Below are 24,856 nucleotides of genomic sequence, written 5' to 3' on the forward strand. Positions count from 1 at the left end.
TTTGACGGAGCGCCGGTTCCAGTTGCACTCTTCGCCGTGGACGCGAGCCGTGCTCGCGACGATGGAGCCTGGGTACGTGTCCGACGATCCAACCCGCATCTCCAGGGCACTGCAGCTACCCCCGAGCGCCACGATGGGGCCGGGAACCGCCGACTACCAGATGGTCCGGCTCGACGGAATCCTGGTCGGGGGATGGTACGGCGACGTCACGGACGAAGGCGTCGCGACCTGGCGCAAGTCCGTGGCGGAGGTGGCCCAACGAACCCAGGGGCCCATTGGGCTCATCACCTGCATCCGCGAGAGCTCGTCCCCGCCCGACGGAGAGCTTCGCCGAAGCGCCGCCAAGATCCTGTTCGATCCGTCCGTGGCGGTCAGCTTGCTCGTATTCGAGGGCACGGGCTTTCGTGCCGCGATCGTGCGTAGCGTGATCGCCATGATGTTCGCCCTCGTCGGCAACAAGAACGCCGTCCACAAGGTGATCGGCGATCCCAAGGAAGCGGCGCAGTGGTTCGTGGAGCACACCGCGGGCCAGCCATGGCGCCCCGATTCCGGCGAGATCCTGCGCATCATCGAGGCTCTGCTGACCACGACCTGAGCCGGCGACGTCGACGACGCCTCGCATCACGCCCTCAGGTATCCAGCGGCAGCGGACGCAGCGGCTCGCGGCGCTGGCTGCTCGCACGCCGATACTCCTCGAGCACTCCCGCGTAGTCCGATGCGGAGTAGGGCTGGAACACCTCGGCCAGTGGATTGGGCAGCTTTCGGTACGGATTGAGACCGAGCTCCCGCAGCATGATGTCGATGTAGTGCTGCCAGCGCGTCTGCACCCCCGACGATCGCGAGGGTTCGAAGTTGACGTGCTCCCGCTTCCAGGCGCGTACGCGCTCGATGCAGCCCTCCATCTGGTCCACCGAGGGCAGCAAGAGCTCTCCGTCCATCACCGCGCTGAGCCACAGCGTACCGACCTCCATGGACGGGAAGGTCAAGAAGCTCTGGTTGTAGCCGATGAAGCCCAGCCGCGGGATGCGAGGGTGCAGCACGTGCCGATAGAGTTGCGGGCCGTCGGGCTCCCGCTCGAGCATCTCTCGGTATGGCGGGGGAAGGTACGGGAACTCGGCCCCCTTGCTGCCGAGCGTGAGCACGAGCGTATCGGCCGAGATCCGTCGACCATCGTCGAGCACCAGGCCGTCGTCCTCGATCCTCGCCACCTGGCCCCGATGGGGAAGGATGCGTCCGGCGGCGACCTCGTCGTAGTAGCGCTCGGGTGCGAGGGCCGCCGCCGCGCGCATGTCGGAGACCAGGGAGTGCTCGGGAATCAAGGTCTCGAGCCGGCGTCGCACCTCGCGGCCCCTGCCGCGGCCGGTGTGGAGGATCTGACGACGAAGGATCGCGGTGATCAGGCCCCAAAAGCCCCCCACGGCTCCGCCCAGGCGCTCGTGGAAGGCCCGCTGGACCCCCGTGGGATGCGTCCAGCACGGGATCATCACGGAGCCGAAGCGCGTGAAGATGGCGTGCTCGTAGTGCATGACCCCGCCGATGTACTCGGGGATCAGCCAGCGTGGGGTGCGAAACACGTGCTCCACCGTGGAGCCGCGAGCGGCCGCGAAGCAGGCGAAGTCGACCGCGCTCTTGCCGAACCCCACGACGGCCACGTGGCGGTCGCGAAGCACCTCGAGATCCTCCACGTCGCGCTCGGTCACGATCGTCCCGCGGAACCGCTCGCGACCGGGGACCGAGAGCTCGGCCTTGCCCTGAGTGAAGTGCCCCACGGCGATCACGACCCAGTCGAAGGTCTCCTCGACCTCCTGCGGCGATGCACCCGAGGAGTCACGCGCCAGGACCCGCCAGCCCTGCTCGAGCGGCTCGAGCTGCACCACCTCGTGACGCAGGCGGAGATCGAGCGCGTGGTGCTCGACGACCTCGCGTAGGTAGCGAAGGACTTGCGTGGCCGTTGGGTGCAGGTCCGGCTGGAACGGCCAGTCGAAGCCGCTGAGGTGGTAGTGCGTCGCGACGTTCTGGAGGCGCACCTCGGGATACGCCTGGGACCACACGCCGCCGACCTCGTCGGCGCGCTCGAACAGCACGACCTGATGACCTCGGGCCTGCAACACCACGGCAGAAGTGATCCCCGCGACTCCGGACCCTACGATGGCGATGCGCACTGCGGGCAGCATAGCCCGACCGAAGCCGAACCCAAGGGACGAGAAAACGCCGGGTCCGCGCGCGTACGCCCATGCGCCTGTGGCAAAGTGGACGCCGCGGGAACTCCGGCCCCAGGCCGTTGTCCCCGCAAGCCACTCGTTCGCCCCGCTCCGTCGCCATGCGCTCGCTCCGCTTCGCCCTGCTCGCCCTTCCCCTGCTTTCCTCACTCGCCTGCGCCACCGCCCCGCGCGAGCGAGCCCTGCCGCTCGCCAAGCTCCGGCTCTACGAGACCGGCGTGGGCTACTACGAGCGCGCGGGCGAGCTGGGGGGACCCGGGGGAGCCTCGCTGCCCGTGCCCTCGGGCCACCTCGACGACGCGCTCAAGAGCCTGGTGGTGCTGGGTGAGGACGGCACGGTGCGCTCGGTGGCCTTCGACAGCCGCCAGAGCCCGGCCGTCGCCCGCGCGCGCGCCGGCCTGCCGCCGGAGACGAGCGCGCCGATCCGCGTGCACGACGTGCTGCTGGGTCTGCGCGGCCACGAGGTGGTGGTCCGGCACAAGGCCAAGCGGATCCGCGGGCGAGTGGTCGACGTGATCGGAGTGCCCGACGTGACGTTCCTCGAGAACGGCGACAATGGCACGGGCACCGGCGAGGACGTGCGCCCCACCACCGCCGAGCAGGCCGGCGCGACCAAGAACAAGACCTTCGCCCTGCTGGTCACCCGCACCGGTCGCTACCGTCGGGTCGACGTGGCCGGGATCGACGAGGTCACCCCCGTCGATCCCGACGTTCGCAACCGCATGCAGGCCGCCCTCGATGCCACGGTGGCCCTGCGCAGCAACGCCCGGGGCCTGCTCGACATGGAGGGCGAGGGCAAGGCGGTGCGCGTGGGCTACCTGGCCGAGTCTCCCGTGTGGCGCGCGAGCTATCGCCTGGTGCTCGACGATGCACACGAGAACGCGGCGCTCCAGGGCTGGGCGCTGGTCCACAACGACACCGAGGAAGACTGGGACGACATCGCGCTCGAGCTGGTCAACGGCCGCCCCGACTCGTTCCTGTTCCCGCTCGCGGCCCCGCGCTACGAGCGTCGCGACCTGGTGGTGCCCGACCGCGAGCTGTCGTCGGTGCCGCAGCTGCTCGACACCACCCCCGACGCGATGTGGGGTGACTTCCTCGACGGCGAGGAGGGCTACGGCGGTGGCGGCAGCGGCTACGGCTACGGCAGCGGTAGCGGCTTTGGTGCCCGCGGCAGGCGGGTCCCCACCGCACGCACCACCAGCGGGGCCGTCACCGGCAGCAGCGACCTGGTCTCGGTGGGCAACCTGGCCGAGCTCGCGACCGGGGCGGGGCGCGAGACCAAGACCGTGTTCGTCTACGGCGCGGCCGAGCCGATCGACCTCGCGGCCGGTCGCTCGGCGATGGTGCCGTTCGTGCAGTCGCGCGTGGACTCGGCGGCGATCACCTGGATGCTGGACTTTCGCGAGGCCCCGGCCCGGCACGCGGTGAGGGTGAACAACAGCACCTCGCAGACCCTGCCCGAGGGCACGCTGGGCGTGTACGGCGATGGTGGGTTCTCGGGCGAGACCGTGCTGCCGCGGCTCAAGCCGGGGGAGCGACGCTTCCTCGAGATCGGCGACGACCCGGACACCGAGATCACCCGAGTCGAGCGCGACGTGGTCGATACGCCGCAGCGCCTGGTGTACCGGGGAGATCGCCTGCAGGAGCACGTGCTGCGCCGCAGCACCGTCACCTTCGATCTCATCAACCGCAGCGGCCAAGCGCGGCACGTCCACGTGGAGGTTCCTGCGGGCAGCAACACCAAGATCGAGGGAACCGATCGCGTCGACTTCGATCTCGACAGGGGCCGTCCGCTGGCGATCTTCGAGGTCGGACCCGCGGCCGAGCTGAAGGACCGTACGGTGGTGATCGAGGAGGGCATCCAGACCGCGGTCGACTTCGAAGGGCTCACCGAGAATCGCCTCGAGCGCCTGGCCAAGGCCCCGTCGCTGACCGAGGACGAGCGGGGGGTCATGAAGACCTCGCTCGAGCGCCTGCGCGAGCAGCACGTGGCCCGGGCCGAGGTCGACCGGATCAAGGCCGAGATCGCGGTGATCGAAGCCGACATCGAGCGGCTGCGGGGGCACCTGACGGCCATGGGAGGCGAAGGGACCGGGGAGAAGAACCCGGTCGTGGAACGCCTGCTCGCCACCGAGGACCAGCTCCAGGCCAGGCGCAAGGAGCTCGAGACCGCCACCAAGGCGCTCGACGGGCGCATCGAGGCCACTCGCGAGAGCCTCCTGGTGCTGGCGCCCGAGCGCTGACTCGGCGGTCACCCCCCGTAGGGATCGGCCAGCACGAGCTCGAGCTGCGTGCGCACCACCTCGAGATCGGGCTTCTGCCCCTGCAGCTGCCAGCGGATGTTGCCGTTGGCGTCGACCAGGAGGTTGACCGGAGCGGCGGCCATGGTGTCGGAGATGTAGCGCGACGACCAGTCGAAGCTCTCGTCGCGGATCACCGGCCACGGGATCATCACGGGCTCGCCCGCCTCGCCCTCCGCCCAGGCGCCCGCCACCCAGTCGTCACAGAACTCCGCGGTGGGCGTCTGCCCGGTCCAGTCCTGGAACATCACCTGCACGATCTCGATGCCCTGGCCGTGGAATTCCTCGTAGAGCTCGGGCAGCTCGACCGATTCCTCCTGGCAAGGGCCGCACCAGCCCGCGCCGATGTTGAGCAGGATCCCGCGGTTGTAGTCACCGTATGCGTCGTCGCGACGACAAAACCAATCCGACAGCTCGACGCGGGCACCCTCGCAGGTCTCGAGCACGAAGGTGCCGCTGTTGGCGAGGCGCTGCCCCACCTCGGTGCCATAACCCTGGCTGCCCGCCGACGGATAGCCGCAGCCGCCCTCGTCGACGCTGCGATCGAGCCGGGCCTCGTCGATGGGACCCTCGATGCCGTCGCCGAGCTCGGGCGGCGGTGCGCAGGCGCTCCCGAGGATCGCGGCCGCGATCGGTTCGAGCCCACGCCCGTGCCATCGTCGCTGCATGGTCGTCCCTCCCTGCTCGGCCAGTGTCGCACGGCACTCGGGCCGGTGGAATGCGCCACTGGGGTGCGCCTGGAATGCGCCCGAATGCGACTGGAATGCGCCCGAATGCGTCCGTTGCGCGTCTGCTTGACAGGCCCCGATGGCCGGTGTGAAGTGATCCGCCGATGGGTTCGAACCTTCGTTGGCTATGGCTTGCGCCGCTCTCCTTGTGTGGTGCATGCGGTGACGATCTGCCGCAGTGCGGCCCCGGCACGGAGCTGGGCGCCGATGCACACTGTCACCCCACGCACTCGCTCGAGCCCGGCAACTTCAGCAGCCCGGTGACGCTGCTCCAGCGCCTGCAGGGCGAAGAAGACCACATGCACGTCTCGCAGGTGCGCTACCGCGAGTCGGACCAGCTGCTGTTCTTCTGCAGCTACACCTTCGGGGTCATCGACGCCAGCAACCCTCAAGACATGAGCTACCTGGTGGAGGGCCTGCGGCACGAGACCCCCAGCGGCTCGCCGCGGACCCCGGGCTGTCTGCACTTCATGTGGGACGACGACGATCCCGACCTGGTGTTCACGTCGCACCGCGGCAACATCGACTTCGCCACCTTCCTCAGTGGCTGGGACCTCGGCCGCACCGAGGACGACGGCGACGTGGAGTTCGCCCCCGTGCAGCTCCCCGCACTGCAGGAGCCCGGAGAGAGCTACGGCGGCCTCGACGTCGAGAACGGGCTCGTGTACGTGGCGCTGCACGAGAACGGCCTGGGGATCTACGACTACGATGCCGCCACCGGGTTCACCCGCGTCGCCACGGCGGGCGGCTTCGGCAACGCGTGGACCGTGGTCGTGCGCGGCACCACGGCCTACGTGGCCGACGGAGCGGGCGGGCTGGCGGTGGCCGACGTGGCCGATCCGGCCAACGTGCGGATCCTGGGCCGCGCGGTGCTGGGAGGGACCGCGCAAGAGCTGGTGCTCGACGGCAACCTGGCCTACGTGGCGGCCGGCAGCGCGGGCATGGTGATCGTCGACGTGTCCAACCCGGCGGCGCCCGCCCCGATCTCGTCGGTGCCCACCTACGGCAACGCCGTGGCCGTGGCGTACTCGGCCGGCCGCGCCTACGTGGCCGACTGGAACGACATCCGCGTGGTCGACGTGGCCGACCCCGCCGAGCCCATGCAGATCGCCGCCACGCGCATGACGATCAACCTCGACTACGAGGTCTGCGAGGGCGAAGGCGACGCCGAGGTCTGCATGCCCGACGACGCGCGGCCCGATGCCACCGCCCGCAACCTCGCGGTGGCGGCCCACGACGACGTGCTGTTCGCGGGCAACTGGTGGGTGCCGTATGCGTTCCGCGTGCACCCCGATCGCCTCGCCCCGTACCTGGTGCTGCCCGAGGACGCGAGCCTGCTCGACTTCGGGCCCACCGCGGTCGGCGAGACGAGCACCCTGGAGCTCCCCGTCACCAACCACGGCACCGCTCCGCTCACGCTCTACGACAACTGGATCGACTCCGCGGCGTTCACCGTGTCGCCGCCCCAGCTGCAGGTCGATCCCGGGCAGACGGGGGTGCTGACGCTCTCGTACACCGCGACCACCGAGACGCGGGAGAGCGGCGTGCTCCACGTGCGCTCCGACGACCCGCAGCAGCCCGTGCGGCAGGCCTACCTCGTCGGCAACCAGCCCGGGCTCGGCGTGGGCCAGCCGCTGCCCGAGATCGAGCTGACGCTCGTCGACGGCTCGCCGTTCTCGTCGACGGCGCTCGAGGGCAAGGTCGCGATCCTCGCCTACTTCGCCACCTTCTGACCCGTCTGTAGTCTGGAGTTGCCAGACTTGGAGACGCGGTTCATGGAGTACGGGGGCGATGTGGCACTGGTGGCGATCAACCCCGATCCCGACGACTACACCCAGATCGACCGGGTCAAGGCGTTCTGCGACGACATCGGGGTGAGCTTCCCCGTGGGCATCGAGGAGACCGAGACCTACGATCTGTTCCGCCAGAGCTTCGAGGGCGCCAACCCCTATCCCATCGACGTGATCGTCGACAAGCAGGGGATCATTCGCTTCGTGGCCCGTGAGTACGACCCCTCGCGCATGAAGGAGGTCGTCGAGGAGCTCCTCGCCGAGTAGGATGTCGGTGATGCGCGGCTTCGTCTCGCCCCTCTGCCTCGCCGGGCTCGGCCTCGTGCTCGGCTGTGCCGACGATGCACCACCGTCGGGCGAGTCGGGGTCGACGGCCGCGACGGATTCGTCCGTCGGCGGCGCGGGCATCGTGGGCATGCTGATCGACGCCAACGAGCAGCCGATCGCCGACGAGGACGTGCTGGGCTGCCTGGCCACCACCTGCTACTTCGGCAAGACCGCGGCCGACGGCAGCTTCGCGTTCACCATCGATCCGCCGGCCGAGGTCGCACTCAAGACCCACCCCGATCCCACCCGCACCCCGCGGTGGGCCGCAGCGCTCGAGCCCATCCGCCTGGTCGACGACGACGTGGTGATCGATGCCGGCACCGTGTACGTGCCCGAGCTGCCCGCGGGTGCGGTGATCGACACCAACACCGACCAGGCGCAGGTGCTCGCGGTGGGCGACGGGCTCGAGCTCACCGTGCTCGCCGCCGATCTGAGCGCAGCCCCCGGCGTGTTCCTCTACGATCTCGCCGCCGCGCGCATCCCCGACGCCCACGTGCCGCCGTACCCCGAGCTCGGCGATCGCGAGGTGGTGGCCGTGTTCGGGCTGCATCCGTTCGAGACCACGTGCGGCTCGCCGATCGCCGTTCGGCTCCCCACGAGCCTCCCCGACGGCACCACGGTCGAGCTCTCGACGATCGATCATCTCGATGGAACGCTCGATGCTCCCGTGCCCGGACACGTGGAGGCGGGCTTCATCGTCACCGACCCCGGCCAGGGAATCACCCGGCTGACCCACCTCGTGATCTCGCGCTACCCATGAAGCGATCGTCTTGCTCCTTCGTCGGCCTCGGCCGTGCGCTCGGCCTCGGATGTGCACTCGGCCTCGGCTGTGCAAGCGGGCCCGGCGGCTCCGCCCAGCGCCTCGACCTCACGCTGCCCGACGTGCAGGGCAACGTGGTCACCCCCACCGCCGAGACGGGCCAGGAGGTGTTCGTGCTGGTGTTCTGGGCCACGTGGTGTCAGCCCTGCCAGCAGGAGCTCACCGGGATGAACCGCTTGTACACCGCGATGAAGCACCGCGGACTCCGGGTCTATGCGATCAGCATCGACGCGCCCGACACCGCCGCGCAGGTCGTGCCGTGGGTCGAGCGCGAGGGCTACGACTTCGAGGTGCTGCTCGATCGCGAGACCGAGGTGCTCACCCGCTACAACCCCCGCGGCGACATCCCGTACTACGTGGTGATCGACGCCAGCGGCAAGGTGCTCAAGGACCATCAGGGCTACATGACCGGCGATCTGGAAGAGCTGGCCGCGTTCCTCGAGACGGTGCTGCCGAGCGGCTGACCCGTGCGTACGCCGATCATCCTCGCGGTCGGGCTCGGTGCGTGGCTGGGGGCCCGTGTCGCCGCGGCCGAGCCCGAGGCGGTGGAAGAAGTCGTGGTGGACGCGGCGCCCCCCGAGGCCGTCGAGGCGCGCGCGGAGGAGCCGACCGCACCCGAGCCCGAGGAACCCGCGACGCGCGAAGCCGACGACGATCCGGTCGTGCCCACGCCCATCCACCCGGCGCACGAGCCCATCCCCGTCCCCGCCCACGAGCCTCGCCAGGCCGCAGCTCCCCCCAACCCGCGCATCCCAAGGATCCCCGCCGGTCCCACCCAGGTGCAGCCGTGGGTACGCAGCACGCTGTTCACCGAGTGGTACCGCAGCAACTACAACACCCGGCAGTCCGACGACGGCTTCGTGAGCCTGGTGGGGCGGCTGGGCGTGGGCGCCGACACCCGGCTGCGCCGCGTCACGCTCGGTACGCAGCTGCGACTCGATGGACAGAAGATCTGGTTCCCCGACGGGCAGGATTGCAGCGGCGACTGCGTGCCCGTGGACGACGACGTCCGGCTCGAGCGCGTGACCGTGCGCGCCGACACCCGCCGCGTGTCGGTGCAGGCCGGCGACCACAACGTGAGCTTCGGCCGCGGCATGGGCCTGAGCGTGCGCAAGATCGACCTCATCGGCGTCGACGCCACCATCAAGGGGGGGCGCGTCGACCTCAAGACCAAGCCGCTGCGGGTGACCGGCCTGGCCGGCTTCGCCAACCGCCAGAACAGCGACTTCGCCACGCGCCAGCTGCTCGAGGATCCGGGCTACCCCGCGCAGTCGTACACGTGGAGCCCGCGCACCGAGGAGCGCGGCTGCAACGTGACAGGAGCGCTCGACCCCGAGATCGGCAACCCGCTGTGGACGGTGTGCTCCGACTTCGTCGCCGCGGGCCGGGTCGAGGGCACGCTGCCCGGCAAGGTCGACCTGGGCGCGCACTACGTCTACCTCGACTTCGGCGACGAGGCGACCGCCGGGGTGGTCGACGAGCACTCGCACCTCGTGGGCGGCGACGTGGGTCGCATGCGGGTGGGCGGGGTGTGGGACGTGTTCGTGGGCGGCAGCGGGATCGTGCGCAACCCGAACCTCCGCGGCACGCCGCTCGAGCCCCAGAGCTTCCAGGGCCACGGTGTCTACGCGTCGAACGTGTTCGTGGTGGGCACGACCACGGTGCTCGTGGAGGCCAAGCACTACCGTCGCTACCTGCTGGCGTTCACGCAGACGTCGCTCTTGCAGTATGCCGAGAACCCCACGCTCGAGCGCGAGGACCAGCAGGTGCCCGGCAACCAGAACGCGACCGGTGGCCGCGTGCGGGTGGACCACACCTGGCGCGAGCACGGACTGACGGTGTTCGTGAATTCGCTCGAGTACGTCTACTCCGATGCGCTTGCGCTCGACCAATTCGGCCCCGAAGGGCGCCTGGCCACCCACAACTTCGCGGGCGTGATGTGGCGCAAGCCCAAGACCGACTTCGTGCTGCAGGCGAGCGGCGGGTATCGCCACGAGCGCTACCTCGAGCCGCCGCAGGTCTCCTCGCTCAAGCGGCGATTCCCTCACGGCGAGCTCTACCTGTCGATCCCGCTGGCCCGGCGCCGCGGCCTCGTGCACGCGCTGGCGCTGCGCGGCGAGGGGCGCTGGGAGAGCTACCGGACCCAGGGCAGCGGCGTGGACTTCTTCCGCGGGCTGTTCACGGTGGGCTACAGCATGAGCCCGTGGTTCTCGATTGCGCTGCTGCAAGGCTTCGACACCGAGCGCCCCACGCCGCCGGGCGAGCCGTCGCTCACCGACGAGCGCTGCCAGCAGGGCACGGGCTCGCAGTGCCGGCCACACCTGTGGCCCGGCCTGCAAGCGCAGGTGAACTTCTTCAATGCCAGCTTCCTGCGGGTGTTCGCGGGGCGGCAGTACGGCGGCCGGATCTGCGTGAACGGCTCCTGCCGCACGCTGCCCGACTTCGAGGGCATACGCACCGAGCTGGTGTTCTCGTTCTAGGCGAGCATCGGCTATCGTCGGGCACCCGCATGCGAGATCTGGACGAGTACCTCGCCGACGCCTTCGAGTACCTCGATGAGCCGCGGGAAATCCCGGCCGCCGAGCCCGTGGACACCACGCGCCCCGTGCCCGAGGCGCTGCGGCGGCGGCTGTTCACCCACCAGGTCTATCCCTACTCGGCACGCATCGGCATCAAGGACTACTACACCCAGAAGTACGAGCTGCAGGTCGAGCTGGTGAAGCTGCAGAACTGGATCAAGGACACGCAGCGCAAGATCCTCTTGATCTTCGAGGGCCGTGACGCGGCGGGCAAGGGCTCGACGATCAAGCGCTTCATGGAGCACCTGAACCCTCGCGGGGCCCGGGTGGTCGCGCTCGAGCGCCCCACCAAGGTCGAGGAGGGACAGTGGTACTTCCAGCGACACCTGCGGCACCTGCCGGGGCCGGGCGAGATCGTGCTGTTCGACCGCTCCTGGTACAACCGCGCCGGAGTCGAGCGCGTGATGGGCTTTTGCAACGACGCCGAGCTCGAGGAGTTCTTCGCCCAGGTGCCCGCGCTCGAGCGCATGCTGGTGCGCAGCGGGGTGCATCTTTGCAAGTTCTACTTCTCGGTCAGCCGCGAGGAGCAGCACCGCCGCTTCGAGCAGCGGCGCACCGACCCGCTCAAGGGCTGGAAGCTCAGCCCCATGGATCTGGCCTCGGAGGCCCGCTGGGACGACTACACCGTGGCCAAGGAGGAGATGTTCCGACGCTCGCACACCGCGGTGGCTCCGTGGACGGTGATCAAGTCCGACGACAAGATGCGCGCGCGCTTGCAGGCGATGCGGCATGTGCTGTCGCAGTTCGAGTACGCCGACAAGGACGCCGCGGTGGCTGGCCCCGACCCGTTGTTGGTGGCGTCGGCGGACGAGATCTACCCCGAGATCCAGGGCTAGCAGGGGGCCAGCAGGGAAAAGGCAGGAGAACGGCCGGGGCTGGCCGGTCCCCCTTCGTCACGCCGTCGATGGCGCGAGCCTTCGCGGCTTCGCTACAATGTCGCGTGGGATGACCGGTCACGACTGGAGCGACGCCCTGCTCGATGCCCTACGCCACCAGATGGATCCGCTGGCGGACGAGGCGGTCCGGGTCATCCTCGCCAGCCACGAGGTGCCGCTCATCAACGAGCTGATGCGGCAGCTGTCGCACAACGACTGCTCGATCCCCGAAGAGCTGCCCGACCCGGTGCGCGACTACTTCGAGCGCACCGCAGTGCTGCCGTCGTGGGCCGATGTCGAGCGCATTCGGCTCGGCGAGCAGATCTTCATGCGCTACGGCCTGCAGTCGCTGCAAGCGCTGATGTTCCGCGCGCTGCCGGAGTGCTACGCATCGTCCAAGGGCGCCATGGTGCTGGCCAGCACCCAGCGGCTGCAGGAGCTCACCCAGCAGCGCGTGCTCGAGACGCTGGGCTTCGTGGTCGACGTGATGTCGCCAGGAGGGCTCGAGCCCACCGGTCGCGGCGTGCGCTCGGCGCAGCGGGTCCGGTTGCTGCACGGCTCGATCCGCGCGCACCTGCTGGCCGCGGGGCGCTGGGACGCGGCGGAGCTGGGCCTACCGATCAACCAAGAGGATCTGCTGGGCACGCTCGCCTCGTTCTCCGCCCTGGTGGTCGACAGCTTCGACCGCCTGGGTGCCGAGCTCTCGCCCGCCGAGCAGGATGCCTACATGCACTGCTGGAACGTGGTGGGCTGGATCATGGGCGTTCGCGAGGAGCTGCTGTTCCACGACTACGCCGACGGCTTGGCGCTGTTCCAGCGGATCCGGCAGCGCCATCACCAGCGCTCCGAGCACGGCGTGGCGTTGACGGCGGCACTGATCGACTACGCCGACACGCTGGTGCCCGGTGAGTGGCTCGATGGGGTCAACGTCTCCATGATGCGTCACCTGTGCGGCGACGAGATTCCCGACCTGCTGCAGGTGCCCGAGGCCGACTGGACGCGCTTCGTGGTGCGTCAGTACGCCAACATCGTCGACCTCGCCGATGACATCCAGGACCACAGTCGAATGTCCGCGAAAGTGGCAGAGCGGCTGGGCGTCTCGCTCATGCGCGCGGTGCTGGGCAGCGAACGCAAGGGCTCGCGACCGAACTTCGCAATCCCGCAGTCGCTGCACGAGCGGTGGGGGCTGTGAGAGCGGTGCGTGGTCTGGTGCTATCATGCCCCCCGCGATGCGACCGTCCGAGCAGATGAAGGCGATCAACCTCGAGTGGCTGCGCCAGGCCGCTCCCCACGGCCATCTCTATCAGCATCGCTGGCTGGGCGAGCGCTTCTTCCACCTGCCCGGCGACATGATCGCGCTGCAGGAGATCCTCACCACGGTGCGCCCGCGGCTGGTGATCCACACCGGGATCGCGGCCGGGGGAGGTCCCATCTTCCTGGCCTCGATCCTCGAGCTGTGCGGCGGCGATGGCATGGTGGTGGCGATCGACCCCGCGCTGCGCCCCGAAGGACGCAAGGCCATCACCGAGCACCCATTGGCCCGGCGCATCGAGATCCTCGAGGGCTCGTCGATCGACCCCGAGATCGTCGCCAAGGTGAGCACGATGGCCGCCGAGCGCAGCCCGGTGGTGGTGGTGCTCGACCTCATCCACACCCAGGCGCACGTGGAGAAGGAGCTCGAGCGGCTCGGACCGCTGGCCACCCCGGGCAGCTACGTGGTGGTGCTCGACACGGTGATGGAGGATCTGCCGGCCGAGATGTTCGCGGGCAAGCCCTACGGCAAGGGCAACAACCCGGGCACCGCGGTCCGAGCGTTCCTGCAGCGCGACGATCGCTTCGAGGTCGACTACGCCTTCGAGGACCGCGTGCTGCTCACCCTGGCCCCGGGGGGGTTCCTTCGGCGTCGGGCAGATGCGGCGGCCTCCGACGCAGCACGGTGAGTTCCTCCCTGGAGAGCAGGCGGTGCGGCACCATGGGGGCGTCGCCGCCCGCACAGTGAGCACAGGCCTGCAGCGGAAGCTCGCGGTGCAGGTAGGCGAGCAGCGTACGAGGGGTGCTGTCGTGCAGCTCCACTCCGTCGTCGCGCAGATCGTGCGCGGGGCCGAGCCAGCGACCGAGGTGCATCGGACGGGTGCACGTGTAGAAGCGCCCCTCGTACACGAGGTGGCAGCGCTCGCGGATCCAGCACCGCGCATGGATCCGGGCCGTCTCCCCCTCGTCGTCTCGGCGCCCGGGCACGGACATCGTCACGAATCGATCCTGCTGCTTCCAGTTGAGGCGAACCCCGAAGCGCTGGGCCTTGTCCTCGATGGCACGCACGGCCGCATCCGACAGCGACGGCCGGGGGTAGCGCGAGATCGTCATGGCATCGAGTTCCTCCCAGCACGCGTCGGGCATGCGGGTGAGCAACAGCCCATTGGTGGTCAGGGACACGCGCGGAGCGATGCCCGAGCGACGGACCACCCGCAGCAGCTCCAGCAGCTCGGGGTGCAGCAAGGGCTCGCCACCGACCAGCTTGAACACCCGCGGAGCCAGCACCCTGGCCGCCAGCTCGAGATCGCGGGCGAGGTCCTGCGGCGACGTGAAGCGCGACGGCAACAGCGGCGACAGCGAGCAGCACTCGGCGCAGGTCAGGTTGCAGTGATCCACCACGTGCGCTTCGAGCGAGCGCGTGTGGATCCGCCCCTCGATCACCGGATAGTCGTGCTCGAGCGGCGGCGGGAAGCGGTGCGTGCCGCCGCTGGAATCGACGATCGTCTGGGGCTCGGTCATGGGGCCTCCTGCACGCGAGTGCGAGCCTCGAGCTCGGCGCCGAACGCCTCGAGCTCGGCGGCCTGCTCCGCCAATGCTCGCACGATCTCGGCGAGCGCGGGGATCCGCTCCTCGGAGCCCGGCTCGCGCGCGAGCCACTGCTCCACCGGCCAGTGCTTGAGGGCATGAACGCTCACGGCCACGTCGAGGGCCCACCTCACGAGCGCGGGGCGAAGCGAGCGTCGCTGGAGATAGCCCTCGACCAGGGCCCAGGCGTGCGAGGGCGCCACCAGCGGGAGATGACCGAGGCAACGACACAGCTCGAACTCCCGCGGCGCGAAGATCGAGCGCTCCCAGTCGAGGATGGTGGGAGGCCCATCGGCGTGGAACAGGAAGTTGTGGACGTTGTAGTCGTTGTGGATCGGCCGATCGTCGGCGGATGGCGGCGTGGCCTGGCTGCGCTCGGCATGGCGATCGAGCAGCACGGACCGGTCGCCGAGGAGCTGCGCGACGAGCTCGGCATCGGGGCGGCCGCTGGCCTCGACGTGGCGGCGATGCTCGTCGATCAGACGACGGTCGGCCTCGAGGTTGCGCGCACGCAGGTCGGCCATCAAGGAGGGCAGCGGTAGCCACGGAGCCTGGTCGAGCCGCAGGTGCAATTCCGCCATCGCCCGCCCCAGCCCCTCCCAGCCGTCGGCATCGATCGCCTGGTAGGAACGGTGGGCCCCGGCCTGCCAGCGGGTGACCAGCACGAGGCGCTCGTCGAGCGCGAGCAGCAGCTCGCCGGACGAGGGGGGCACCCGCTGCTGCACGCCGACGTCGGTCAGCGGCTCGGTCCCCAGGTGGCGCAGCAACGCGGCCTCGGCCCGAGCCCGGGCGCGCTGCTCGGGCCCGAAGACCTTGATGGCGAACCCGCCGTCGAGCGCCGGCACGTGCAGCACCCGCGCCGTGATCGCAGGCGCGGCCTGACCGTCGCGCCAGGGCAGGCCGTGCGCTCGCAGCACGTGCTCGAGCTCGGCCGGCGACAGCGGGCCCGGCATGCCTCAGATCTCCTCCCCGGGCCCGAAGCGATAGGGATGCCCGGTGACGAAGGTGTTGTTGCCGACGAAGCGCACCTTGTACATCGCGGGCCGATAGAGCACCTGCGGACGGTTGTCCTCGATCCCGAAGCGCTGGTAGTGGCTCCGCTCCACGAAGAATGCGTTGTTGCCCTGGCGATCGCAGCAGACCAGCTCGTAGCCCTTGGCCTGGCCCAGCCAGTAGAGCGACTCGAGGCTGGCGCCGTAGTACGTGCTTCCGTCCCACTCGTGCGCCGGGTTCTCCTTCATCACCCAGCGTCGCGGCGGCTCGTAGTAGGGGTTGTACTCGATCACCACCACCTTGGGCCGGAAGCGCTCGATCGCCCGCCAGATCCAGTAGTCGTTGCCGTCGACGTCGATCGACAGCAGATCGAGGTCCTCGGGCACCCCCGCCTCGACGAAGGTCGACTCGACGTTGGTCGACTGCACCATCGCCTGAACGACCCTCACGTTGGGTGCATCGCCAAAGTGCTCGCGCAGGCGCCCGAAGCGGTAGTCGGAGCCCTCGATCAGCACGCCGCTCCAGCCACGCTCGCGCAGCAAGAGCGCCGTGTTGCTGTTGCGGAGCCCGTCGCTGGCCCCGAACTCCACGCAGAAGCGGGTGGTCGGCTCGATGCGCTCGAAGATCCGCTCGAGCATGCCCTCCTCTGCGCCCTGGGCGTAGATGCCCTTGCCGAGCACGTCGAAGTCGATGGGGGGCTGCCAGCTGGTCACGGGCCTGGGCGGCAGCATAGCCCTACCGCAGCCGGGCCGCCGCGGCGTGGAACGCACGCCGAACGTCGCGGATGCGCGCGTCGTCGCGACCGAGGTGCACGCGATTGGTCAGCAGCACCGCGATCCTCGGGCCGCCGTCGGCCGCGGGGTCGATCCACACCGTCGTGCCCGTGAAGCCGGTGTGCCCCACCGTGGTCGACGACATCGAGGTTCCCGTGGTGCCGCTGCCGTCCTCGGCGATGCCGTCGAAGCCGAGACGCCGCGTCGAGCCCGGAACGTCGCTGCGCTGCCAGAACCGATCGCGGACCGCGGTACGCACATCGGGCACGCGATCCTCGACCCAGGCCCGCGAGAGCTCCGCCACGCCCTCGGCCGTGCCGAACAGCCCCGCGTGCCCGGCCACCCCACCCATCACGAACGCGTTGTCGTCGTGCACGACCCCGTGGGCCACGCCATCGGGCTGGCGCAGCGACAGGTACGACGGGCGCCCGTCGGGGTGCAGCGAGGGCTCGTAGACCTCGGTGGGCGCGATGCGCTGCTCGAGCTCCCAGGAGAGCGCGGCTCGGCTGTGCACGCGGCGAAAGCCCAGCCAGGGCACGGGGCTCACGTCGAGGCCGAGGCGATAGGCGATCCGATCGGCGAAGGCCACGTCGAGCGGCTCGCCGAGCACGCGCTCGATCCATGCCCCGAGGATCATGAAGCCGAGGTCGCTGTACACCGCCCGCTCGCGCCGCGGGTGCTCGCGCGGCGTGTGGCTCACGTGGTGCAGCACCCGCTCGGCGTCGAAGGGCTCGACCTCGAGGAAGTACTCGCGATGCGCGGCCAGGCCCGAGCAGTGCTCGAGCAGATCGGCCAGGGTCGCCTCGGGACACACCTGGGCCCACGGGTCGGGCACGCGCTCGTCGAGCCCGAGCTTGCCCTGCGAGACCAGCTGGGCCGCGAGCGTGGTGGTGCACAGCACCTTGGTCAGCGAAGCGAGGTCATAGGCGGTGTCGCGCCGCACGGGCTGGCCGTTGACGGAGCAGGCGGCGTGGGTGGCCAGGGCGCCGTGAGCCTCGTGATAGAGAGTCGCGCCCGCATGCCATACCAGCGCCACGGCGCCGGGAAATACGCCCTGGGACACGCCGGCTTCGATGGCGTCGAACGTGGCCTGCCATGGATCGGGGGCGCTCATGCAGCGGCGAGCTTGCCCCCGCAATCGAGGCGCGGCAAGGCAAGCATGCGCGCTCGCCTCAGCGCTTGGGGGGTAGAGCGTTCTTGGCGGCCCTCGCAGCGCGGAGCTGGCGACGGGCCTCCTTGCGACGCTTGCGAGCCGCCCAGCCGCTCTCGCCGGGCAGGCGCTCGAGGACCTCGACGCCGCCGAAGAACACCATGCCGGTCACGCGGATGACGGTGCCGCCGGGATCGGGAGGCGCACTGGCGTCTTCCTGCTCGACTCCGCCGAAGATCGCCGAGCACTCGAGCTGCACGCGAGTACCCGGGGCCACGGTGATCTCGACCCCGCCGAACATGCAGAACACCCGCAGCTCGATCTCACCGGGCGGTAGCTGGGCCTCGCGAAGGTCGACCTCCGCCCCACCGAACACCGCCATGACATGGTTGACCCGCGCGGGCTGCCACACGCCGGCGCGCCGCGAGCCCGAGAACACCGCGACGATGCGCCCCTCGGCGGGCGCGTCGACGACGGCGGGGAGGTTGGTCGGTGCCGGCTGGGACGGAGCCAGCACCTCGGATCCGGCGAGCACGAGCGCCGCTCCGCTGTCCACCGACCGCATCAGGTCGGCCACCAGCGCGGCCACCACGGGCAGATCCCCCGCGTTCTCGAGCCGCTCGAGGCGGCTGTCGAGCTCGTCCGCGTCGAGCAGATCATCGGCATAGGCCTGAGCCAGGCGAGCGCGGGCATCCTCCTGGGCATCGCGCAGCTCGGGCCGCGAGACCACGGGCGCGGGCGTGTCGGTCGAGGCACCCGTGACCTGCTCGAGCGCGGCGATCAAGGACTGCATGCTGGGGTGGCGCTGCGCATGCTCGATCCTCATGCCGCGCTGCAGCACGGACCACAGCGCGGCGGGAACGTCCGGCACGCGCGGCGGCACGCGCGGCGGCTGGGTGAGCACCGAGGCGGCCACGTCGGCGAACACCTCGCCCGCGAACGGGCGCTGGCCATAGGCGAGCTCGTAGGCGGTCACACAGAACGCGAACTGATCCGCAGACGGACCGGCCGATTGCCCTCGCAGCTGCTCGGGCGCCATGTAGCGTGGCGAGCCCACGATCGATCCCTGCAACGTGTCGGTGGTGTCTTCGGCCCGACCCGCGGCGCGCGGGGCCAGCTTGGCCAGGCCGAAGTCGAGCACGCGCACCCGGCCGTCGCTGCCCACGATCACGTTCTCGGGCTTGAAGTCCCGGTGCACCACCCCGCGCTCGTGGGCGGCGCACAGGCCTCGAGCGGCTTGCAAGAGCACGTCGCGGCGCTGCGGCCAGTCGGGCGGCTCCTTCATCCACGCGCGCATGGTCTGGCCCTCCACGTACTCCATGGCCACGTACACGTCGCCGTCGTGCTCGCCCACGTCGTAGACGGCGGCGATGTGCGGATGGGACAGCCGCGCCATCGAGCGAGCCTCGCGAAGCAAGCGACGCGAGTCTCCGTTGCTCCCGGGGCGCAGCACCTTGAGCGCCACCGGTCGATCGAGCTGATCGTCGTGGGCCAGGTACACCAGCCCCATGCCTCCCTGGCCGAGCGGGCGCACCAGCCGATAGCGGCCGAGCCGCTCGCCCGGCTCGTCCGCGGCCGAGCCATCCTCGGAGGCATCGCCCAGGAGCGTCTCCGCCAGCGGATCGGTCGAGATCGACACCGCCTCGTCCTCCCCGGGGCCCTCGCTCATGGCGTGGCGAGCATGCCCGCGCCGGCCGAGCCACGCAACCGCGGCCCCGACGTGCTAGGAACCGCTCCATGAGCACCGCCTCGACCTCTGCCCGCGATCGCTTGATCCTCGCCCTCGACGTGCCCTCGCAGGCCCAGGCGCTGGCGCTCGGCGGACGCGTGGCTGGACACGTTGGGATGCTCAAGGTGGGACTCGAGCTGTTCGTGGCCGAAGGCCCCGCCGTGGTGCGAAGCCTGCGAGAGGCGTACCCGGAGCTCGAGATCTTCCTCGACCTCAAGCTCCACGACATCCCCAACACCATGCGAGGTGCCATTCGCTCGGTGCGCTCGCTGGGGGTCCGGTTCCTCACGGTGCACGCGGGCAGCGGCGTCGAACACCTGCGCGCATGCGTGGAGGAGGCGGGCGACGAGCTGGGGATCCTCGCGGTCACCGTGCTCACCAGCCAGGACGCCCAGGCCTGCGTCGAGGCCGGGCACACGCGGGCGCCGGCCGAGCTGGTGGTTCGCCGGGCCGAGTGCGCACGCGAGGCCGGCTGTGCGGGCATCGTGTGCAGCGGTCAGGAGCTGCCGGGAGTGGTCGAGACCGCCCCCTCGCTGCTGCGCGTGGTGCCGGGCATTCGTCCTGCGGGGGCCGACGCGGGCGACCAAAGGCGGGTGATGACCCCCGCTCGGGCCATCGGAGACGGAGCCACCCACCTCGTCGTGGGGCGGCCGATCCATCGAGCCACCGATCCGGCCGCGGCCGCCGACGCGATCGTCGCAGAGATCGCCTCGGTGCTTTGAACACGGTCCCGGGGAGCCCATGACGATCGGCGGCGAATTCATCGCCGGTCTGCACGCATCATCCCCGGCGGGCTCACGGCAGCTCGCAGTGGTTGGTGCCGAGGTTGCACACGGCTCCACCGGGGCAGCCCAGTCCATCGAAGCAGGGCGCATCGCAGTCACCGAGGTGACACACCTGCCCGCCACCGCAGTCGGCGTCCGAGCGGCACTCCACGCACACGAACACGTCGTGATCGCAGACGTTGCCGCTGGCGCACGGCTGTCCGGGCTGGCAGGGCAGGCACGAGGTGGGATCGCCCGGATCGATCTCGCACTCCTTGCACAGGCCCGAGACGCACTGCAGACCGCTGGGGCAGTCGACGTCGAGCAGGCAATCGGTGCCGAACTGGGGCTGGGTGCAACGACCGAACTCGTCGCACTCGCGCGCCTGCGGACAGTCGGCGTTCGTGACACACGGGTTGCGGCAATCCCCATAGGGATGGCAGATCTCGGTGCCAGCGCAGTCGGCATCGGTCAGGCACAGGAGGCACGCCGATAGCTCGGGATTGCACTGGGTGCTGCCGCCGCAGTCACCGTCGTCGACGCACGGGTTGCAGTTGTTGCCGTTGCCCTGGCACCGCAGGCAGTAGCCCTGGCCGCAGCCCAGCGCGGGCGGGCAATCGGCCTTCACGACACACTCGCTCCCGGGCAGTTCTTCGATCACGCACACCATCAGCGCGGGGTCGCAGGCGGCCCCGGGAGGGCAGTCTCCGTCGTCGACGCACGGAATGGGCTGGCAGATGCCACCCGGCCCGCACTCGCTGCCGACCGGGCAGTCACCATCCACCACACACGGGACCGGCTCGCACATGTTGCTGGCGTTGCACCCCTCGCCCGGCGGGCAGTCACCATCGTCGGTGCAGAACGAGAAGCAGGTGTTGATCGGCTCGTCGCAGGCCAAGCCCACCGGGCAATCGGCATCGCCCAGGCACTCCACGCACACGTCGACGGCCGGGTGGCACACGGGGGTGGGCGCGGCGCAGTCGCCATCGTCCACACAACCCACACACTGCTGAGCCGGAGCGTTGCAGACTGGTGTGGCCCCGAAGCAGTCGCCGTCGTCCAGGCACCCCACGCACTGCGATACGAAGGGGTCGCACGCGGGCGTGGGGAAGGCACAGTCTCCGTCGTCCACACACCCCACGCACTGCTGCACGAAGGGGTCGCATGCGGGCGTGGGCGCGGCGCAGTCGCCATCGTCCACACAGCCCACGCACTGGTCCGCCGCCGGGTCGCACACGGGCGTGGGGGCCGAGCAATCGCCGTCGTCCACGCAGACCACACAGGCGTTGCTGCCGAGATCGCACACCGGCGTGGGAGCGCTGCAATCTCCATCGCCCAGGCAGTCGACACAGACGTTGACGAGCACGTCGCAGATCGGGGTGGGCTCGCCGCAGTCTCCGTCGTCGAGACAGCCCACGCACACATGGCCCGCCGGGTTGCACACTCCCATCGGGCAATCGGCATCCACCAGACACTCCACGCAGGTGGTGGTGGCCACGTCGCACACCGGCGCGGGCACGCTGCAGTCGCCGTCGTCGAGACAGTCCACGCACACATGGCCCGCCGGGTCGCACACGCCCGCCGGGCACTCGCCGTCGACCAGGCACTCCACACAGGTGCTCGAGCTCGGCTCGCATACTGGCGTGGGCAGGGCGCAGTCGCCATCGCCCACGCAGTCCACACAGGTCTGGGTGGTCACGTCGCACACCGGCGTGGGCTCGCCACAGTCGGCATCGTCCACACAGCCCACGCACAGGTCGGTCAGCGGGTCGCACACCGGCGTGGGCGCGCTGCAATCCCCGTCGTCCACACAGTCCACGCAGGTGCTGGTGACGAGGTCGCAGATCGGCGTGGGCTCGCTGCAATCCCCGTCGCCCACGCAATCCACACAGAGCTGGACGGCCAGATCGCACACCGGCGTGGGCTCGCCGCAGTCACCATCGTCCACGCAGTCCACGCAGACCTGGGCGGCCAGATCGCACACCGGCGTGGGCTCGCTGCAATCCACGTCGCTCAGGCACTCCACGCACACGTTCGTGCCCAGGTCGCACACCCCCATGGGGCAGTCGCCATCGTCGAGGCAGCCCACGCATGCATCCGCCGCCGGATCGCACACTCCCATGGGGCAGTCCGCATCCACCAGGCACTCCACGCACACGCTGGCGGCCACGTCGCACACGCCCACGGGGCAGTCGACGTCGCTCAGACACTCCACGCACACGCTGCCCGTCGGCTCGCAGACCGGCGTGGGTGCGGCGCAATCGCCATCGCCCACGCAGTCCACACAGACCTGAGCCACGACGTCGCAGACTGGCGTGGGCTCGGCGCAATCGCCATCGTCCACGCAGCCCACACAGACCTCCACCGCGAGGTCGCACACCGGGGTTGGGTCGTTGCAATCGGCATCGTCGAGGCACTCGGTGCAGGTGTCGTCGCTGGGATCGCAGACCGGGGTGGGCTCGCTGCAATCGGCGTTGGAGACACACTGCACACAGGTCTGCACCGAGAGGTCGCAGACCCGGGTGGGATCGCTGCAGTCGTCGTCGTCCACACAGCCCACGCACACGTTGGCGGCCGTATCACACACCGGCAGCGGATCGCTGCAATCACCGTCGTCGAGGCACTCCACGCAGATGTCGGTGGCGGGGTCGCACACCCCACCGGGGCAGTCCGCATCGTCCACACAGTCCACGCACACGTGACCGCGAGGATCGCAGACCGACCCGGGGCAGTCCGCATCGTCGAGGCAGCCCACGCATGCGTGCGCGGGCACGTCGCACACGCCCATCGGGCAGTCCTCGTCGTCCACACAGTCCACGCAGGTGTTGGTGGTCGGATCGCACGCGGGGGCGCGGGGGCTGCAATCACCGTCGTCCACACAGCCCACGCATGCGTGCGCGGGCACGTCGCACACGCCCATCGGGCAGTCCTCGTCGTCGGAGCACCCGGGCTCGCAGGAGAGCTCGGGTGTGCAGTACTCACCCACCGGACACGGGTCGTCGGCCGGCGTGCACGGCACGCAGGTCTCCGTGTCGGGGTCGCAGATCGGGGTGGAGCCGTCGCAATCGTCGTTGCTCTCGCAGCTGCCCCCCGCGGATCCCGAGCCCTGGGTTCCGTCGGAGGTGTCGGCCGTCGGCGTCACCCCGGTCGACGTGGGCAGGGTCGTGGTCCCCTCCCCGCTGCTGGCGGCGCCGATCACCGCACAGTCCTTGCCCCCGAAGCCATCGTCGATGCAGGGGTCGCTGCACGCCCCGAGCGACAGGGCCAGGACCAGTGGACCAAGGAATCCAAGACGAAGGCGCATCGACATCACCCCACGCGAGCGGGTCCCCCAGGCGAGGGACCGTTCATTGTAGCCCGCAGCGGGGGGCTACCGAACTTTTTGGTCGAGCGGCAACGACACGGCACGGCCCCCTCGTGCCGACCAGCTCGCTCGATTGTGCCCATCACGCGCCGATCGTCGTGCCGGGCGCATGTCGGCGCTCGATCGGACCGCAGTGATCACGTTCGAGCGACGGGTGGAGCGGCGGGCGCGGGATCCGTGACCGGTGGCGAGCCGCTCGACGAGTCTCGCAGCATGCCCTGCGCCATCACACCCGCCAGCATCACCACCACGAAGGGTCCCACGCGGGGAACGACGGCCGGTCCGAGCAGCTCGCTGGCGATGCTCTCGATCTTCTGTCGCAGACGGTGGCACCGCCGGTAGGCCGCGGCCTCGGTCAATTGGAGCTCGCCCGCCACCTCTCGCACCAGGCGTCCCTCGGCGAACACGCTGCGAAACAGGGCGAGGTCGATCTCGCCGAGGCGCTCTCGCAGCGCGGTCCACAGCCGCTCGAGCTCGTCGCGGCTGAGCACCCAGTTCTCGAGGCCGTCGTCGCCATCGAGCACGAGCCGAGGATCGGTGAGCGCCACCGTCTGCATGCGATGCTCTCGCTTGCTGGCCAGCGACCGCGCGGTGGCGAAGGCTCGCATGCGGATGTAGTAGCCGAACGTGCCGCGCTGGGGATCGTAGCTGCGCAGGCGCCAGCAGCCATCGGCCACGAAGCGCGCCCAGGTCTCGCTGATGAAGTCTTCGAGCTCGGACTCGAGGTCGGCACGGTGGCGAATGGCCGCCACCACGGCCGAGCGAACGGCCGGATCGTAGGTCGTGTAGAGCTCGGCCACGGCCACCCGATCGCCCGCGAGGGCTCGTGCCACGCGCTCCCGGGGGAGCTCGGGGAAGGGAGTCTTGGGGGGCACCGGGTGCAGGATAGAGGCTCGGCGTAGCGGCCTCCGAGATTTTTTTCGCGGCCGACCGAATCATCGGACGGATTGGATCACTGGGAGGGTGACCGCCGAACGCGGTCGAGCACCCGGTCGCAACGACCCGAGCCTCGCGATTCATGCGGCTCGTCGTCGCCGCCGAGCGGGTGCGCCAGGAACGCTCTGTCCCGAATCAGGTCACTCCAGTGGGCTCTCGCGCCCCACTGGAGGTGCCAACGAACCCTTGCGCGACACCGACGGACCGACTCATGAAGACCCCCCACTGCTCTCTGCTCACCCTCGCTGCGCTCTTCTTCACCGCCGCGCCCTCCGTGGCCCAGGCGTCCGTAGATGGGACACTCGAGCCCGTCCCCACCATGCTGATCGCAACCCCGGACCCTACGGGATACCCTGACCCGATCTGCTCGAAGTGCTCGATCATCGTGATCGAGGAGGAGGGCTCGGCGGGCAGTCGCGCCAACGTATGGATCGACGTGCCCGGGGATGCCCCGCTGTTCGTGGGCGACTTGGGCGTGACCGTGCTCCTCGACGGGGACGAGCGGCGCACGGTCGAGCTGTCCGGGGTGACGCTGGCGCCCGGGGGAGAGGTGGAGCTGACGGTCGACGCCGAGTCGGACTGGTCGTGGGGGGAGGTGGAGTTCGTGTGGTTGAGGTTCGAGGAAGGATGAGGCGTCGTGGGCCGTGGCCCGTCGTGCGCAACGGCCCGTA

At 70.0% G+C, this 24,856-nt stretch carries 21 protein-coding genes; 12 read left to right on the forward strand and 9 right to left on the reverse strand.

Annotation, left to right across the window (positions count from 1 at the left end):
- Window positions 1–76 precede the first annotated feature (76 nt).
- On the forward strand, window positions 77–595 hold the full coding sequence (locus tag OEB96_RS07360) for a hypothetical protein (protein WP_266214748.1): 519 nt from the start codon (window positions 77–79) through the stop codon (window positions 593–595).
- A gap of 34 nt (window positions 596–629) precedes the next feature.
- Here the strand turns inward: OEB96_RS07360 and OEB96_RS07365 are convergent, their stop codons facing one another.
- Complete coding sequence (locus tag OEB96_RS07365) at window positions 630–2,162, reverse strand: flavin-containing monooxygenase (RefSeq protein WP_266214749.1); 1,533 nt, start codon at window positions 2,160–2,162, stop codon at window positions 630–632.
- 158 nt (window positions 2,163–2,320) lie between these two features.
- On the opposite strand from OEB96_RS07365, the gene OEB96_RS07370 reads away from it, so the two are divergent.
- Window positions 2,321–4,462, forward strand: a complete 2,142-nt coding sequence (locus OEB96_RS07370) for a DUF4139 domain-containing protein (protein WP_266214750.1) — start codon at window positions 2,321–2,323, stop codon at window positions 4,460–4,462.
- Between the two features lie 8 nt (window positions 4,463–4,470).
- Here the strand turns inward: OEB96_RS07370 and OEB96_RS07375 are convergent, their stop codons facing one another.
- Entirely contained in the window at window positions 4,471–5,187 is a 717-nt protein-coding gene (locus OEB96_RS07375) for a peroxiredoxin family protein (protein WP_266214751.1), read from the reverse strand.
- A 164-nt stretch (window positions 5,188–5,351) separates the two neighbouring features.
- On the opposite strand from OEB96_RS07375, the gene OEB96_RS07380 reads away from it, so the two are divergent.
- The 8 genes from OEB96_RS07380 to OEB96_RS07415 all read left to right on the forward strand — a co-directional run bounded on the left by OEB96_RS07380 (window position 5,352) and on the right by OEB96_RS07415 (window position 13,578).
- Complete coding sequence (locus tag OEB96_RS07380) at window positions 5,352–6,980, forward strand: alkyl hydroperoxide reductase (RefSeq protein ID WP_266214752.1); 1,629 nt, start codon at window positions 5,352–5,354, stop codon at window positions 6,978–6,980.
- A 12-nt stretch (window positions 6,981–6,992) separates the two neighbouring features.
- Complete coding sequence (locus OEB96_RS07385) at window positions 6,993–7,304, forward strand: peroxiredoxin family protein (RefSeq protein WP_266214783.1); 312 nt, start codon at window positions 6,993–6,995, stop codon at window positions 7,302–7,304.
- A gap of 10 nt (window positions 7,305–7,314) precedes the next feature.
- Window positions 7,315–8,124: a hypothetical protein gene (locus tag OEB96_RS07390; protein WP_266214753.1), complete on the forward strand. Its 810-nt coding sequence runs from the start codon at window positions 7,315–7,317 to the stop codon at window positions 8,122–8,124.
- A complete protein-coding gene (locus OEB96_RS07395; RefSeq protein WP_266214754.1) occupies window positions 8,121–8,648 on the forward strand; it encodes a TlpA family protein disulfide reductase in 528 nt (175 codons plus the stop codon). The genes OEB96_RS07390 and OEB96_RS07395 overlap by 4 nt, the downstream gene beginning before the upstream one ends.
- A gap of 3 nt (window positions 8,649–8,651) precedes the next feature.
- Window positions 8,652–10,664 carry a hypothetical protein gene (locus tag OEB96_RS07400; protein ID WP_266214755.1) on the forward strand — a complete coding sequence of 671 codons (2,013 nt, stop codon included), beginning with the start codon at window positions 8,652–8,654 and terminating at the stop codon, window positions 10,662–10,664.
- Window positions 10,665–10,693: 29 nt separating this feature from the next.
- Window positions 10,694–11,599: a polyphosphate kinase 2 gene (gene ppk2 / locus OEB96_RS07405; protein ID WP_266214756.1), complete on the forward strand. Its 906-nt coding sequence runs from the start codon at window positions 10,694–10,696 to the stop codon at window positions 11,597–11,599.
- Window positions 11,600–11,708: 109 nt separating this feature from the next.
- Complete coding sequence (locus OEB96_RS07410; RefSeq protein ID WP_266214757.1) at window positions 11,709–12,830, forward strand: oxygenase MpaB family protein; 1,122 nt, start codon at window positions 11,709–11,711, stop codon at window positions 12,828–12,830.
- A gap of 37 nt (window positions 12,831–12,867) precedes the next feature.
- The gene (locus OEB96_RS07415) at window positions 12,868–13,578 is read left to right on the forward strand and encodes a cephalosporin hydroxylase family protein (RefSeq protein ID WP_266214758.1); all 711 of its coding nucleotides are present in this window, start codon (window positions 12,868–12,870) and stop codon (window positions 13,576–13,578) included.
- On the opposite strand, the gene OEB96_RS07420 is transcribed toward OEB96_RS07415, so the two are convergent.
- The 5 genes from OEB96_RS07420 to OEB96_RS07440 are packed head-to-tail and all read right to left on the reverse strand — an operon-like array spanning window position 13,511 to window position 19,061.
- On the reverse strand, window positions 13,511–14,410 hold the full coding sequence (locus OEB96_RS07420; RefSeq protein ID WP_266214759.1) for a radical SAM protein: 900 nt from the start codon (window positions 14,408–14,410) through the stop codon (window positions 13,511–13,513). The two genes, OEB96_RS07415 and OEB96_RS07420, sit on opposite strands and share 68 nt — an antisense overlap.
- Window positions 14,407–15,429, reverse strand: coding sequence for a phosphotransferase enzyme family protein (locus OEB96_RS07425; protein ID WP_266214760.1), 1,023 nt, complete (start codon window positions 15,427–15,429; stop codon window positions 14,407–14,409). The genes OEB96_RS07420 and OEB96_RS07425 overlap by 4 nt, the downstream gene beginning before the upstream one ends.
- Before the next feature lie 3 nt (window positions 15,430–15,432).
- Window positions 15,433–16,182, reverse strand: a complete 750-nt coding sequence (locus tag OEB96_RS07430) for a class I SAM-dependent methyltransferase (RefSeq protein ID WP_266214761.1) — start codon at window positions 16,180–16,182, stop codon at window positions 15,433–15,435.
- Window positions 16,183–16,204: 22 nt separating this feature from the next.
- On the reverse strand, window positions 16,205–17,356 hold the full coding sequence (locus OEB96_RS07435) for a serine hydrolase domain-containing protein (RefSeq protein WP_266214762.1): 1,152 nt from the start codon (window positions 17,354–17,356) through the stop codon (window positions 16,205–16,207).
- 58 nt (window positions 17,357–17,414) lie between these two features.
- Window positions 17,415–19,061 (reverse strand): protein kinase domain-containing protein, encoded by a 1,647-nt coding sequence (locus tag OEB96_RS07440; RefSeq protein WP_266214763.1) that lies wholly within the window; start codon window positions 19,059–19,061, stop codon window positions 17,415–17,417.
- Window positions 19,062–19,129: 68 nt separating this feature from the next.
- Between OEB96_RS07440 and pyrF the strand changes: the two genes are divergently transcribed.
- Entirely contained in the window at window positions 19,130–19,843 is a 714-nt protein-coding gene (pyrF, locus tag OEB96_RS07445; protein WP_266214764.1) for an orotidine-5'-phosphate decarboxylase, read from the forward strand.
- A 73-nt stretch (window positions 19,844–19,916) separates the two neighbouring features.
- On the opposite strand, the gene OEB96_RS07450 is transcribed toward pyrF, so the two are convergent.
- Window positions 19,917–23,189 carry a hypothetical protein gene (locus OEB96_RS07450; protein ID WP_266214765.1) on the reverse strand — a complete coding sequence of 1,091 codons (3,273 nt, stop codon included), beginning with the start codon at window positions 23,187–23,189 and terminating at the stop codon, window positions 19,917–19,919.
- A gap of 197 nt (window positions 23,190–23,386) precedes the next feature.
- Complete coding sequence (locus OEB96_RS07455) at window positions 23,387–24,124, reverse strand: RNA polymerase sigma factor (protein ID WP_266214766.1); 738 nt, start codon at window positions 24,122–24,124, stop codon at window positions 23,387–23,389.
- Between the two features lie 272 nt (window positions 24,125–24,396).
- Here OEB96_RS07455 and OEB96_RS07460 point away from each other — a divergent pair, with 272 nt between their 5' ends.
- Window positions 24,397–24,816, forward strand: a complete 420-nt coding sequence (locus OEB96_RS07460; protein WP_266214767.1) for a hypothetical protein — start codon at window positions 24,397–24,399, stop codon at window positions 24,814–24,816.
- The last annotated feature ends 40 nt before the right edge of the window (window positions 24,817–24,856 follow it).

The organism is Paraliomyxa miuraensis, from assembly GCF_026337845.1.
Lineage (GTDB): Bacteria > Myxococcota_A > Polyangia > Nannocystales > Nannocystaceae > Paraliomyxa > Paraliomyxa miuraensis.